General features: G+C 65.8%; 11 protein-coding genes. 8 read left to right on the forward strand and 3 right to left on the reverse strand.

Annotation, left to right across the window (positions count from 1 at the left end):
* The first annotated feature begins 21 nt into the window (after positions 1-21).
* The 3 genes from HV786_RS01160 (at position 22) to HV786_RS01170 (ending at position 3,309) form a co-directional block, all read left to right on the forward strand.
* Positions 22-774 carry a glucose 1-dehydrogenase gene (locus tag HV786_RS01160; RefSeq protein ID WP_056559207.1) on the forward strand — a complete coding sequence of 251 codons (753 nt, stop codon included), beginning with the start codon at positions 22-24 and terminating at the stop codon, positions 772-774.
* 68 nt (positions 775-842) lie between these two features.
* Positions 843-1,967, forward strand: a complete 1,125-nt coding sequence (locus tag HV786_RS01165; protein ID WP_128829113.1) for a zinc-dependent alcohol dehydrogenase family protein — start codon at positions 843-845, stop codon at positions 1,965-1,967.
* A 37-nt stretch (positions 1,968-2,004) separates the two neighbouring features.
* Positions 2,005-3,309: an ABC transporter substrate-binding protein gene (locus HV786_RS01170; protein ID WP_062839934.1), complete on the forward strand. Its 1,305-nt coding sequence runs from the start codon at positions 2,005-2,007 to the stop codon at positions 3,307-3,309.
* A 74-nt stretch (positions 3,310-3,383) separates the two neighbouring features.
* Here HV786_RS01170 and HV786_RS01175 read toward each other — a convergent pair whose 3' ends face one another.
* Together HV786_RS01175 and HV786_RS01180 are read right to left on the reverse strand one after the other, a co-directional pair.
* The gene (locus HV786_RS01175) at positions 3,384-5,735 is read right to left on the reverse strand and encodes a cytochrome P450/oxidoreductase (protein WP_128829114.1); all 2,352 of its coding nucleotides are present in this window, start codon (positions 5,733-5,735) and stop codon (positions 3,384-3,386) included.
* 152 nt (positions 5,736-5,887) lie between these two features.
* Positions 5,888-6,877, reverse strand: coding sequence for a Bug family tripartite tricarboxylate transporter substrate binding protein (locus HV786_RS01180; protein WP_128829115.1), 990 nt, complete (start codon positions 6,875-6,877; stop codon positions 5,888-5,890).
* 161 nt (positions 6,878-7,038) lie between these two features.
* Between HV786_RS01180 and HV786_RS01185 the strand changes: the two genes are divergently transcribed.
* Positions 7,039-7,893 (forward strand): IclR family transcriptional regulator, encoded by an 855-nt coding sequence (locus tag HV786_RS01185; protein ID WP_128829116.1) that lies wholly within the window; start codon positions 7,039-7,041, stop codon positions 7,891-7,893.
* 89 nt (positions 7,894-7,982) lie between these two features.
* Complete coding sequence (locus tag HV786_RS01190) at positions 7,983-8,264, forward strand: helix-turn-helix domain-containing protein (RefSeq protein ID WP_056325101.1); 282 nt, start codon at positions 7,983-7,985, stop codon at positions 8,262-8,264.
* Positions 8,265-8,292: 28 nt separating this feature from the next.
* Here HV786_RS01190 and HV786_RS01195 read toward each other — a convergent pair whose 3' ends face one another.
* On the reverse strand, positions 8,293-9,333 hold the full coding sequence (locus HV786_RS01195; RefSeq protein ID WP_128829117.1) for a DUF2235 domain-containing protein: 1,041 nt from the start codon (positions 9,331-9,333) through the stop codon (positions 8,293-8,295).
* Between the two features lie 428 nt (positions 9,334-9,761).
* Between HV786_RS01195 and HV786_RS01200 the strand changes: the two genes are divergently transcribed.
* The 3 genes from HV786_RS01200 (at position 9,762) to HV786_RS01210 (ending at position 12,611) form a co-directional block, all read left to right on the forward strand.
* A complete protein-coding gene (locus HV786_RS01200; RefSeq protein ID WP_128829118.1) occupies positions 9,762-10,508 on the forward strand; it encodes a 5'-methylthioadenosine/adenosylhomocysteine nucleosidase in 747 nt (248 codons plus the stop codon).
* Positions 10,509-10,610: 102 nt separating this feature from the next.
* Positions 10,611-11,591 carry a Bug family tripartite tricarboxylate transporter substrate binding protein gene (locus HV786_RS01205; protein ID WP_128829119.1) on the forward strand — a complete coding sequence of 327 codons (981 nt, stop codon included), beginning with the start codon at positions 10,611-10,613 and terminating at the stop codon, positions 11,589-11,591.
* Positions 11,592-11,645: 54 nt separating this feature from the next.
* Entirely contained in the window at positions 11,646-12,611 is a 966-nt protein-coding gene (locus tag HV786_RS01210) for a tripartite tricarboxylate transporter substrate binding protein (protein ID WP_175209831.1), read from the forward strand.
* The last annotated feature ends 11 nt before the right edge of the window (positions 12,612-12,622 follow it).

A 12,622-nucleotide genomic window follows, 5' to 3' on the forward strand; every position in this document is an offset into this window, starting at 1 on the left:
CGCACAATACGGAGACAGAAAATGAGCCAGTTGCAAGGCAAGGTTGCCATCGTCACGGGCGGGGGCAACGGTTTCGGCGAGGGCATCGTCAAGCTGTACGCCAAGGAAGGCGCCAAGGTCGTGATCGCCGACATCAATAAAGAGGCCGCCGACCGCGTGGCGGCCGAAATCGGCGACGCCGCGCTGGCCGTGAAGGCCGACGTGTCCAGCCGCGCCGACATCGACAACGTGGTGCGCGCCGCGCTCGACAAATTCGGTACTGTGGACATCGTGGTCAACAACGCTGCCATCACCCACAAGAACCAGCCGATGCTGGACGTGGACGAGGCCACCTTCGATCGCATGTTCGACATCAACGTCAAGTCGATCTACCACATGGCGCAGGCCGTCGTGCCCGTCATGCGCAAGCAAAAGCGCGGCGTGATCCTGAACATCGGATCGACGGCCGGCATCCGTCCGCGCCCGGGCCTCAGCTGGTACAACGCGTCCAAAGGCGCGGTCAACGTGCTGTCCAAGTCGATGGCCGTGGAGCTGGGCGGTGAAGGCATCCGCGTCAACGCCATCTGCCCGGTCATGGGCGTGACCGGCATGTTCGAACTCTTCATGGGCCTGCCCGACACGCCCGAGAACCGCGCCAAGTTCGTCTCGACCATACCGCTGGGCCGCTTCTGCCAGCCTTCCGATGTGGCTGCGGCCGCGCTGTTTCTGGCCAGCGACGCCGCCGAGTTCATCACCGGCGTGGAGTTCCCTGTCGACGGCGGCCGCACGGTGTAGGGTTGGGCGCCAGCATGCCGGATGCCGCGTCCACCCGCGGTCCGGATCACTTCTGTGGATGAAGACGCATGAAAATCAAAGCGGCGTTATTGCGGCAAGTGGGGGTCGAAGGACCGTATGCGCAGTCCCGGCCCCTGACCATCACGGACATCGAGCTGGACCCGCCGGGCTTCGGCGAGGTGCTGGTCAGAATCCGTGCGGCAGGGCTGTGCCATTCGGACCTGTCCGTCATCAACGGCGACCGGCCGCGCGGCGTGCCGATCGTGCTGGGCCATGAATCGTCGGGCGAAGTCGTCGAGACCGGCCCTGGCGTTACGGACCTGAAGGCCGGCGATCACGTCGCCATGGTGTTCGTGCCCAGCTGCGGCTGCTGCAACCCCTGCATGGAAGGCCGGCCCGCGCTGTGCGAACCGGGCGCCGTGGCCAACACGAAAGGAACGCTGCTGGGCGGCGAGCGCCGGCTGCACATCGGCGACGAGTACATCAACCATCACACCGGCGTGTCCTGCTTTGCGGAATACGCCGTGGTGTCGCGGCGCTCGTGCGTCAAGGTGAATGTGGAACTCAGCCACCGCGAGGCCGCGCTGTTCGGCTGCGCCGTGCTGACCGGCGCTGGCGCCGTCATCAACCGCGCACGGATCAAGATGGGCGACACGACCGCCATCGTCGGGCTGGGCGGCGTGGGCCTGAGCGCACTGCTGGCTGCGGTGGCCGCGGGCGCGCGCCGGGTGGTCGCCATCGACCTCAGCGACGAGAAGCTGGCTCTGGCCAAGGAACTGGGCGCCACGCACCTCGTCAACCCAAAACAGATCAAGACCGACGACGACCTCATGGATCTGGCCGGCGGCCGCGTGGACTTCGGCTTTGACATGGCCGGCGCCGTGCCGGCCTTCGAAACCGCCTACAAGCTCACGCGCCGCGGCGGGGCGACGGTCACCTCCGGCCTGCCCAATCCCAAATTCAGCTTTCCGCTGTCGCTGTCGCAGATGGTGGGCGAAGAGCGCGAGATCCGGGGCAGCTACCTGGGCTCGGGCGTGCCCGCCATCGACATCAGCCGCTACATCGACCTGTACAAGGCCGGCCGCCTGCCGGTCGACAGGATGATGGGCCAATCGTTTTCGCTGGACCAGATCAACGAGGGGTTCGATCACCTCGCCACCGGCGGCAGCCTGCGCGACGCCATCGTTTTCTAAGGGCACAGACCCGATCAACAACACTGGAGACAACACCATGAAGACCTCAAGACTGGCGGCCTTGCTGGGCGCCACCCTGCTGTCGGGCCTGGCCACGCTGGCCATCGCCGCCGACAAACCCAAGGAACTGAACGTCGGCATCTCGACCTTCCTGTCGGGCTCGGCGTCCGTGTTCGGCGTGCCGGCGCGCGATGCGGCCGACATCCTGATCGAAGAGATCAACGCGGGCGGCGGCATCGACGGCGTGAAGATCGTGCCCAGCTACATCGACGAAGGCGGCGGCGGCGAAAAGCTCTTGTCCGAATACCGGCGCCTGGCCGAAGGCGGCACGCGCGTGATGCTGTCGGCCATTTCCAGCGGCCACTGCAACATCGTCGCGCCCGTGGCCGAGGACTTGAAGGTGCTGAACGTGCTGTGGGACTGCGGCACCGAGAAGGCATTGGAAGGCAAGAAGTACAAATACGTCGTGCGCACGCAGGCCAACGCCACGACTGAGATGGTCGCGCAGGTGCTGTACCTGATGAAGGTCAAGCCCGACTTCAAGACCATCGCCATCGTGAACCAGGACTACGCCTGGGGCCGCGATTCGCGCGACATCTTCCTGGCTGCGCTGAAGAAGTTCAAGCCCGACGTCAAGGTCGTCGCCGAGATGTTCCCCAAGTTCGGCGCCGCCGACTTCTCCACCGAAATCAGCCGCCTGCAGGCGCTGCGCCCGGATGTCATCGTCTCCACCTCGTGGGGCGGCGACCTGGACAATTTCGTTCGCCAGGCCTCGCAGCGCAACCTGTTCAAGAACTCGACGTTCGTGCTGTCGCTGGCGGAAAGCTCGCTGGAACGCCTGGGCAACGCCCTGCCCGAAGGCGTCCTGGTTGGCGCGCGCGGCGATCACTATTTCCTGCATCCGGAAACCAAGGACGATCCCAAGCACCAGGCCTTTGTGAAGAAATTCCACGACAAGACCGGCGCCTATCCGATCTACTCGGTCTATCACATGGTGCAAGGCATCTACGGCCTGAAAGCCGGCTACGAAAAGGCCATCAAGGACAACGGCGGCAACTGGCCCACCCCTGAACAGGTCGCGGCCGCCATGCACGACGTGACCTTCAAGGGCTACGGCCGCGAAGTGAAGATGCACCGCGCCGACGGCCAGGCTTTGGAAGCGCAGCTGTTCGGCGTGACCAAGAAGAGCGACAAGTACCCGTTCAAGGTCCTGTCCGACATCACCATTGTGCCGGCTGAGCTGGTTACGCCGGGGGTGACGGATACGTCGATGGCGTGGATCGAAAAGAGCCTGACGCCTGAGGTATTGAAAAGCGACCAGATCAAGGTGTTCCCGAACTGATCGGGGTGGACTGAGCAAGCAGCAGTGTGTGTAGTGCAGGGATGGCCCCGGCGTGAACGCCGGGGCGTTTTTTTCTACAGTTCCAACACCACCTTCTTCCCCCCGCAAGACCGCGAGCAACACGCCATCATCTTGTTATTCGCCTCGCGTTCCGCCCGCGTCAGCACCACGTCGCGGTGGTCGATGTCGCCTTCCAGCACGTGTACCTCGCACGACCCGCACAACCCTTCCTCGCAGTCGCTCTGCACATCGATGTTGGCGCCACGCAATGCCGTCAACAGTGTCTGGTCCGCAGGCACGGTGATGACGATGCCCGAATCCTTCAGCACCGCTTCAAACGCCTGTTCCTTCGACGGATCCAACGTCCCAAGCGTGGAATGGAAGTGCTCCACCCGCAGCGCATCTTCCGGCCACGCCGCGCAGCAATCGGTCAGCGCATCCAGCAGCCCCTGCGGACCGCACGCATATACCTGTGCGCCCGCGCGCGGTTCGGCAAGCAGGGCCGCATAATCGGCGCGGCTGCCTTCGTCCTTGACGTGCAGATGCAGCCGGTCGCCGTGCAGCGCCGCCAGTTCGTCCGCCAGCGCCATGCAACCGCGCGATCGCCCGCTGTAATGCAATTCATAGTCCAGCCCCAGCTCACGCGCGCGCCGCGCCATCGCGCTGATGGGCGTGATGCCGATTCCGCCCGCGATCAATATGAGCTTGGAAGCCGACTCGTCCATTCGGAAGTGATTGCGCGGGCCACGGATGCGCAGGCGCGCGCCGGGTGTGGCGTTCGCGTGCATCCAGGCCGAGCCGCCACGGCCATCCGCCTCGCGCAGCACGGCAATTTCAAACACGCCGGTCTCGGCCGGGTCACCGCACAGCGAGTACTGGCGCGACAGGCCGGTGTCGCCGCATTCCACGTCGATATGCGATCCGGGCGACCAGCGGGGCAGGGGCTTGCCGTCGGGTGACACCAGGCGCAGCCGCAGGATGCCGTCCGCGGCCTGCTCTGCGCTTTGCACCACGACGGGCCGGGTGATGGCGTGCGATGAAGGTTCGCCGATGCGCACGGGATGCCTGTCTTCAAGCAGGGACGGGTTCGCGCGCTCCGGGTTCTGCGCCGGATCCCATTCCACCCACAGGTGCTCCGGCCCGCGGAAGGAGGTGTTGGGCACATAGGTGAAGGACTGCTCCGCCAACTTCAGATGCGGCAGCCGGCGCGTCAGTTCTTCCAGAAAGATTTGCATCTCCATGCGCGCCAGGTTCTTGCCCATGCACTGATGCGAGCCATAACCGAACGTGAGCTGATCGCTGGCATTTTCCCGGCGGATGTCAAAGAGGTCGGCGTCTTCGAACTGGCCTTCGTCATGGTTGGCAGACGAGGTCACGATCAGCAGTTTCGACCCGGCCGGAATCGCCACGCCTGCGATTTCGACGTCGCGCGTGGCCAGGCGGCGCCACGCGGCAACCGATCCGTTGTGACGCAGGCATTCCTCGACCGCGTTGGGGATCAGGTTCGGATCCTCGCAGATTTCGCGCCAGGCCTGCGGATGCTGCAACAGCAGCTTGATGGCATTGGCCGACGCATTGGCCGTGGTCTCGTGCGCCGCCACGATGCCGGCCATCATCATCGAATGCAGGTACGAATCGGTGACCACCTCCGGGTGCGTCTGCTGCTTTCGTAAGCCGTATTGCATCCAGCCGGGGCCCGACGGGTCCTGCCGCATCTTGTCCAGGATCTTGCCGGCCAGCTGCCAGAAGTTGCCGACCGCATGCGCAACGGCGACCTGCTCCTCGGGCTTGGGGCGGCCCCAGGTGTTCACCGTGTGCGCGATGGAATATTGCCGCAGCAGGTCCATGTCTTCTTCGGGCACGCCCAGAAAGTGCAGCGCCACGGTCAGCGGCACTTCCCACAGCATCTGGTCGACGAGATCGGCGCGCCCGTCGTCGATAAAGCGGTCCACGTATTCGCGGGTCAGGCGACGCACCATGGGTTCGTGGTGCTTCAACTCCTCGGGCGTGAACGGGTCCATCAGCACGCGGCGGCGCGGCATGTGCGCGGGCTCGTCCTCGTTCACCAGCGTGCGGTTCATGGCGTAGCCATACGACGCCAGCACCGCGTTGGCCTCCGGCCCCGTCGGCGTGATCTTCTCCAGCGCGATCGACGGGCTGAAGGTGATGTTGTCCCGGAAGATCGCCTTGATGTCGTCGTAGCGCGTCACGACCCAGTAGCCCAACTGCGGACTGTAGAACACCGGCTCCTGCTCACGCGCCCAGCGCACGTATTCGGGCGGGTCCTGCTGATAGCCGTCGCCAAAGGGATCGAACGCGGCGGCGCGCGGGCTGACCGGACAGCCCGTCGGGCTTTGCGCGGCGGACAGCGCGGCGTGATCGATGGGACAGCCCGAGGGGCGCGGCGTGGCGGATGCTTGGTTCATGAGGTCGTTCCGTGTGTTCGTCTTGCGGGCCCGCCGCGGGGTGCGGCACATGCTTGCGGCATATGCATGCGGCGGGCCGGTGGTGCGGGGTTCAACGTGATGCGGTCGAGCGTGATGCCTAGGCCGGCATGACGCGCATTCCCGCGTAATGCTCAATCCAGCGTGATGCCCAGATCTTTGATCAGCTTCTGCCAGCGGGCGCGTTCGGCCGTCAGCATCTCGGCGTATTGCGCGGGCGTGTTGCCGATCGGCTCGATGCCGAACTCCACCAGGCGCTGGCGCGTGGCCGGGTCATTGATGGTCGCGACCACCTGCTTGTTCAGGGCGTCGATCACCGGCTTGGGGGTGGCGGCCGGCACCACCACGCCGACCTGCGCGGCGGCTTCCACGTTCTTCAGGCCGATCTCGGCGAACGTCGGCACGTCGGGCAATTGCGGCAGACGCGTCGGATTGGCGACCGCCAGCGCCTTGACCTTGCCGCCGTTGATGAAGCCGGCGCCCGCGGCCAGGTCCACCATCATCGCGGGCACCTGACCGCCGGCAACATCCGCCAGCGCAGGCGAGGCGCCACGGTACGGCACGTGGGTCATCGTCAGGCCCGCCTCGACCTTCAGCAATTCCATCGCCAGGTGGTGCGGGCTGCCGGCGCCGGCCGAGGCGTAATCCAGGCCCTCCTTGCGTCCCTTGGCTTCGGCCAGGAACTCCTTGGCCGAGTTGACCTTCATGGCCGGGCCGACCACCAGGATCATCGGGAACCGCCCCATCAGCGTGACCGGCGCCAGATCCTTCGCCGGGTCATACGACAGCTTCTTGTAGAGGGCGGGGTTGAACACCAGCGTGCCGTTGTCGGCGGACAACATCGTGTAGCCGTCGGCCGGGGCGCGCGCCGTTTCCGACGCCGCAATTGCCGTGTTGCCGCCCGGCTTGTTCTCGATCACCACCGGCTGGCCCAGGCGTCCGGTCAGGCCATGCCCGATGCTGCGCGCCAGGAAGTCCGACCCGCCGCCGGCGGCGTACGGCACGATCCAGCGCACGGGCTTGGACGGGTAATCGGCAGCCGCCTGCTGCGCGGACGCGCTGGCACAAGCCAAGAGGGGCAGGGCCATCAGGCCGGCCAGGATGTGGTGTTTGACACTGCGCATGGACAAGTCTCCTAGTTGTGGAATGTCAAAAGTGCATTCCTTATTTGCGTAAATCATATACGCAATGCGTAATTTTTGAAGAAGGGTTAACCTTAGTGCCGCTCCAGGCTTTCGGTCCCTCGTTTGCCGGCGAGCGCCTGCCCTCGGAGTTGTATTCCCCCATGAGCAAAGCCGTCTTGCCGCCCGAATCCGACCTCGCGTCTGATCTTGAATCCGCCGAAGCCCCTACCGTCCGGCCGCGCGAACGCCGGCAGCGGGTCCAGGCCGCGGAAACCGGCATGTCCGTCCTGAAAGGGCTTGCCCGCCTAGGCGGCCGAGCCAGCCTCACCGCACTGGCCGCCCACGTCGGCGAAAGCCCCGCCAAGGTGCACCGCTACCTGATGAGCCTCATCGCCGAAGGCCTGGTCGACCAGGAAGTGGCGACGCAGCAATATCACCTGGGCCTGGAAGCGCTTTATGTAGGGGTAGCCGCCATGCGCCAGGCCGACCCGCTACGCATCGGCGAACCCGCGCTCGTTCGCCTGCGCGAAAGCCTGGCCGTCACGTGCTTCATCGCCGTCATGGGCAACAAAGGTCCGACCATCGTGCGGTTTGAGGAACCCGGCCTGCCGGTTACCGTGAACGTACGCGTGGGGTCGGTGCTGTCGATGCTGTGGTCGGCGACGGGACGCGCGTTTCTTGGCTTGCTGGACGAGGCGCCCGTGCGGGCGCTGGCGGAGGCTGAATTGGCCGGCGCGCCTGCCGAGCAGCGAGAGCTGCTGGATCGCGACGATCCCATCGGCGTCTTGCGCCGAGACGTGCGGGCGTTGGGGTGCGCCACGGTGAAGGACACGAACCTGCGCGGCATCAGCGCCGTCTCGGCGCCGCTGTATGACCATACCGGCCGGGTCTGCGCGGTATTGACGGCGCTGGGCGCGACCGGCGGTTTTGACGTTTCCGAGAGCGGGGCGGTGGTGGCCGCGGTAAAGCGCGAGGCGCTGGCGGCCAGTGTGGCGTTGGGGTACGTGGCGGGGTGATCCTGCGCAGAAGCCCCACAGATTCAGACCATTCCTCATCGACACTCCAATCGCGCCTTGCGACAGTGTTCGATGAAGGAGCTGAAACCGTGAGCAAGCAACGATACGACAGCGTGTGGGACGCCATCGAAAGCACGCCAGCGGAAGCGGAAAACATGAAGTTGCGTTCCGCCCTCATGATGGCTTTGACGAGTCACCTGGCGCAGTCGGGGATGAGCCAGGCCCAGGCCGCCCGCCTATTTGGAGTAACGCAGCCCCGCGTGTCGGACCTGATGCGCGGCAAGATAAACCTGTTTGGGCTAGACGCTTTGGTCAACATGGCGGCGGCCGCCGGGCTGCGTGTGGAAATGCGCCTGCACGAGGCTGCCTGATCACCCCTCGTATTTCGTGGCGGAAGCTTTACCTCCCCACCTCCAACTTCCCCAACGCATCCCGGAAATCCGGATACTCCTTCAGAAACGCCAGATTGCGCTCGAACCGCCTGACCAGCCGATCATCGATCGTCAGATTCAGCACGGTGTCACGGTCCCACAATCGCGGACGCTTCTTCACCGGAATCGGCACCTTCTCCGTGAATTCCTTATACGAATCATGCGGTTCGCACTGTTCATAATCCGTCGAGATCCGCTGCACCGTCCCCGCCTCCAACCCGGCCTGCCGGGCCTTTTCCTGTAGCCACGACGCCGGCAGCGTCTGCAGGCTTCCATCCTGATATCCGCCGCCCACGTCGGAATGCGCGCCGATGAACCAGCGTTGCTCGACGGGCAGGTGCGCGGGTCGTGGCGGCGAGCCCGCGCGGCGGGTCCAGAGCGTGGGGAAGTACGGCTCGCGGTATTCGTTGGTGGCGATGGCGTGGTATGCGTTCAGGACGTGGTTGCTGAGTTCCGTGTCGTGAAAGTTGTAGAAGCTGGAAAAGCCGGGAAACGAGATGCCGCCCACGGGGATGCCCAGGCTGCCGACGGTGTCCCAGACGCCGACGAAGTGCAGGTCGGTATCGCGCGAGAAGCGGTCGCGGAAGGCGGCGGCTTCCAGGGATGACGGGGTGCAGTCGTCGCGGTACAGCGCGTAGGCCTCGGACACGTTGGCCTCGGTGGCTTCATTGAGCAGGCCGCATTTGCGCACCATGCCCGCGAGGCTGCGTGCGGAGTAGGCGCCTCGGCTGAAGCCGAAAAGAAAGATGCGGTCGCCGGGCTGGTGACGCTGGCAGAGCCAGCGGTAGCCTTGCCGAATGTTGGCCGACAGGCCTGCGCCGAACGCGCCGCCCATGAATTTGTCGATGGCTGCCCACAGGCCCTGGCCCTGCGTGCCCACGCCCTCGATGTAGAGCGTTTCCTGCGTGCTGGTCTCGGGCGCGGCTTTGTAGAGCTCGTAGACGTTGGTGCGGTCGTTGGGTTCGTTCCACGTGCCGTCGAAGAAAACGGCGAGGTTCTTCTTGACCATGATCGTCTCCCCACACACAGATAAAGGCTTGCGATACCTATGCCGCTGGCCGGGACAACGCCTGCGTGAGGCAAGCTAGCATGCGCGGCGATCGCAGCAGGGCGCGGGGTTTCCCTGCTGCATGTCCGTACACCACCTTTTTGCCTAGCCCGAGGTGGGCGTCATCCTGAATTGCACGGGAAAACAGCCGATCCGCCGATTGCTGGAGTGCGCCGGCACTACCGCATCAGTAGCAATCCACGGCTGGCGAGGTTGGTATCCGGCCAGCGCAAAAAAGCGGCCCGCAGGCCGCTTTTACAGGGCACTTGAAACCGGGTCAGACGATCCGGAACTGCAAAGCCCCGTCATTGGCGGGCAAGGCGGCATTGGAGTATGTTGCGCGCTGGCGGCACGGGCCGCGCAACGCAACGATCACGGAAACACCACACATGGGACGTCTCGCCATTCTGGGCGCGCTGCACGAAGAGATCGCCGACCTGCTGGCGGCCATGGACCCCGGCGCGCAAACGCGCCGCATCGCCATGCGCGATTTCCAGGTGGGCACGCTGTGGGGCACGCCGTGCGTCATCGCGCTCAGCCGCATCGGCAAGGTGGCCGCGGCGGCGACGGCGTCGATCGTCATCCAGGAATTTGGCGTGACGCGCGTGCTCTTCACGGGCCTGGCGGGCGGCCTGCATCCGCAGGTGCGCGTGGGCGACGTGGTCGTGGCCAATGCCCTGATGCAGCACGACATGGACGCGCGTCCCTTGTTCGGCCGCCATGAAATCCCGCTGTTGGGACGCGAACGATTCGATACCGATGCCGCGCTGAGCGCGCTGCTGCTGGACAGCGCCCGGGACTTTGCGGGCAAGGGCGGCCTGCCGGCCGCAACCACCACGCCGCGTGTCCATCATGGCCTGATTGCGACGGGCGACATTTTCGTGAACGACAACGACCTGGCGCACACGCTGCGCGAGCGTCTGCCCGATGCCCTGTGCCTGGAGATGGAAGGCGCGGCGATGGCGCAGGTGTGCCACGAGTTCGGCGTGCCGTTCGCCGTGATGCGCGTGATTTCCGACAGCGCCGATCACGCGGCGAAGACGGATTTCACGGACTTTCTGGTGAATCTGGCGCGGCTGTACACCGCCGGCATCCTGAAGCCGCTGCTGCAATCGGGCGCGCTGCGCGACGCCTGAATTTCAATCCCCGCGCAAACCAGATATGCGATCCCGCGCATAGCCCCGGCCAGGTCCCGCGCCTACCATGCTGCAAACACAAGAACGAAGTTTGGAGACAGCATGAAAATCGCAAGTGCGCTGACCGCGGCCGGGCTTTGCCTTGGCATGGGACTGATTTCCGTGGCGGGGGCCGCGTCCACCTATCCCGACCGGCCCGTGCGGCTGGTCGTTCCGTTTCCGGCGGGCGGGGCCACCGACCTGATGGCCCGCGCCCTGGCGCAGGGGCTGGGCGAGAAACTGGGCCAATCCGTCGTGGTGGAGAACCGGGGCGGCGCCGGCGGTGCGATTGGCGCCGAGGCGGTGGCCAATGCCGCGCCGGACGGCTACACCTTGCTGTACTCGACCATGGGGGTGCTGACGATCAACCCCACGCTGTACGCCAAGCTGCGCTACGACCCGCAGAAAAGCTTTGCGCCGATCGCGATGACCAACCTGACCGCGAACTTGCTCGTGGTGAATCCGGCGCTTCAGGTGAACTCGGTCGCGGAGCTTGCGGAACTGGCCCGCAAGAAGCCGGGCGAGCTGACCTTCAGTTCCTCGGGCAGCGGCACCACCAGCCATCTGTCGGGCGAGATGTTCAAGTCCACGGCCGGCGCGGATATCCGCCACATTCCGTACAAGGGCACGTCTGGGGCGATCAACGACTTCATGGCCGGACGCATCTCGATGATGATCGACACCTCGTCCAACTTTGTCGAACAGGTCAAGCAGGGCAAGGTCAAGGCGCTGGGCGTGACCAGCCGCCAGCGCCTGGCGGCGCTGCCCGACGTGCCCGCCATCTCGGAGTCGCCGGGCTTCGAATCCTTCGAAGTCAGCTTGTGGTCAGGCGTGCTGGCGCCCGCGGGCACGCCGCGCCCGATCATCGACCGTCTGAATGCGGACATCAAAAGCGTGATGTTGGCGCCGCAGATGGTCGAGCGCATGGCCGGATACGGCATCCAGACAACCTACAGCACGCCTGAGGCGTTTGCCGAGCGCATCCGCGCCGATACGCAGAAGTGGGCGCGCATCATCGAGGCCTCCGGCGCACGCGCCGACTGAGCGCCACCCCGTCTCGCCATCGCCTCTTTCACGCAAGGACCTGCCATGCCTTCGATGCTTCGAATCCTGCTGACGGCGGCGGCCGCGCTCGCCGCCGTCTCGCTGGCCGCGCCCGCCGCGGCGGCTTATCCCGACCACCCCATCACGCTCATCAATCCTTACGCCGCCGGCGGCCCGGCCGACGTGGTGGCGCGCAGCCTGGCGCGCGCCCTGGAAAAGCGGCTGGGCCAGCCCGTCGTGGTCGAGAACAAGCCGGGCGGGGGCGCGTCCATCGGCACGGGCTTCGTGGCCCGCGCCAAGCCTGACGGCTACACGCTGCTGCTGGGCACCTCGGCCGGCCACGTGGTGACGCCGCTGATGCAGAAGACCACGTATGACGGCATCCAGGCCTTCGAATTCTGTTCGGTGGTGGCGGTGCAGCCCATCATGCTGGTCGTCAACCCGTCGCGCGGCATCAAGACGGTGCAGGCGCTGATCGCCCGCGCCAAGGCCGAGCCCGGCAAGCTCAGTTATGGCTCGGCCGGCGTGGGCGGCGCCACGCACCTGGGCGCCGAACTGTTCCAGCAGGCCGCGCACGTGCAGCTCAATCACATTCCCTACGCGGGCGCGTCGCCGGCGATCAATGACGCCGTCGGCGGACAGATCGACCTGGCCATGCTGAACCTGTCGGCCAGCCTGCCGTTCATCCGCCAGGGCCGGCTGTTGCCGCTGGCGTACGCGGCCAGCGAGCGCTCGCCGCTGCTGCCCGACGTGCCGACGCTGGACGAGGCCGGGGTGCCGGGCGCGCAGGCCGCCACCTGGTACAGCCTGGCCGCGCCCGCCGGCACCCCCGCAGACATCGTGCAGACGCTGAGCGACACCGTCCGGCGCGTGAACGACGATCCAGACTACCGCCGCGTCATGCAGGATCAGGCGATATCGTTGATGGCGTTGTCGCCCCAGGACGCTGGCGCTTATGTCCGCAAGGACCGCGCCGATATGCAGCGGCTGCTCGGCACGCTGGGGCTGCTGGCCAAATGACGATCAATCCT

Source organism: Achromobacter mucicolens, assembly GCF_902859725.1.
In the GTDB taxonomy this organism is placed as follows: Bacteria; Pseudomonadota; Gammaproteobacteria; order Burkholderiales; family Burkholderiaceae_B; genus Achromobacter; species Achromobacter mucicolens.

Coding starts and splice junctions, on each gene's coding strand:
- HV786_RS01160 (WP_056559207.1), top strand. CDS start 22: ATGAGCCAGTTGCAAGGCAAGGTTGCCATCGTCACGGGCGGGGGCAAC.
- HV786_RS01165 (WP_128829113.1), top strand. CDS start 843: ATGAAAATCAAAGCGGCGTTATTGCGGCAAGTGGGGGTCGAAGGACCG.
- HV786_RS01170 (WP_062839934.1), top strand. CDS start 2,005: ATGAAGACCTCAAGACTGGCGGCCTTGCTGGGCGCCACCCTGCTGTCG.
- HV786_RS01175 (WP_128829114.1), bottom strand. CDS start 5,735: ATGAACCAAGCATCCGCCACGCCGCGCCCCTCGGGCTGTCCCATCGAT.
- HV786_RS01180 (WP_128829115.1), bottom strand. CDS start 6,877: ATGCGCAGTGTCAAACACCACATCCTGGCCGGCCTGATGGCCCTGCCC.
- HV786_RS01185 (WP_128829116.1), top strand. CDS start 7,039: ATGAGCAAAGCCGTCTTGCCGCCCGAATCCGACCTCGCGTCTGATCTT.
- HV786_RS01195 (WP_128829117.1), bottom strand. CDS start 9,333: ATGGTCAAGAAGAACCTCGCCGTTTTCTTCGACGGCACGTGGAACGAA.
- HV786_RS01200 (WP_128829118.1), top strand. CDS start 9,762: ATGGGACGTCTCGCCATTCTGGGCGCGCTGCACGAAGAGATCGCCGAC.
- HV786_RS01205 (WP_128829119.1), top strand. CDS start 10,611: ATGAAAATCGCAAGTGCGCTGACCGCGGCCGGGCTTTGCCTTGGCATG.
- HV786_RS01210 (WP_175209831.1), top strand. CDS start 11,646: ATGCTTCGAATCCTGCTGACGGCGGCGGCCGCGCTCGCCGCCGTCTCG.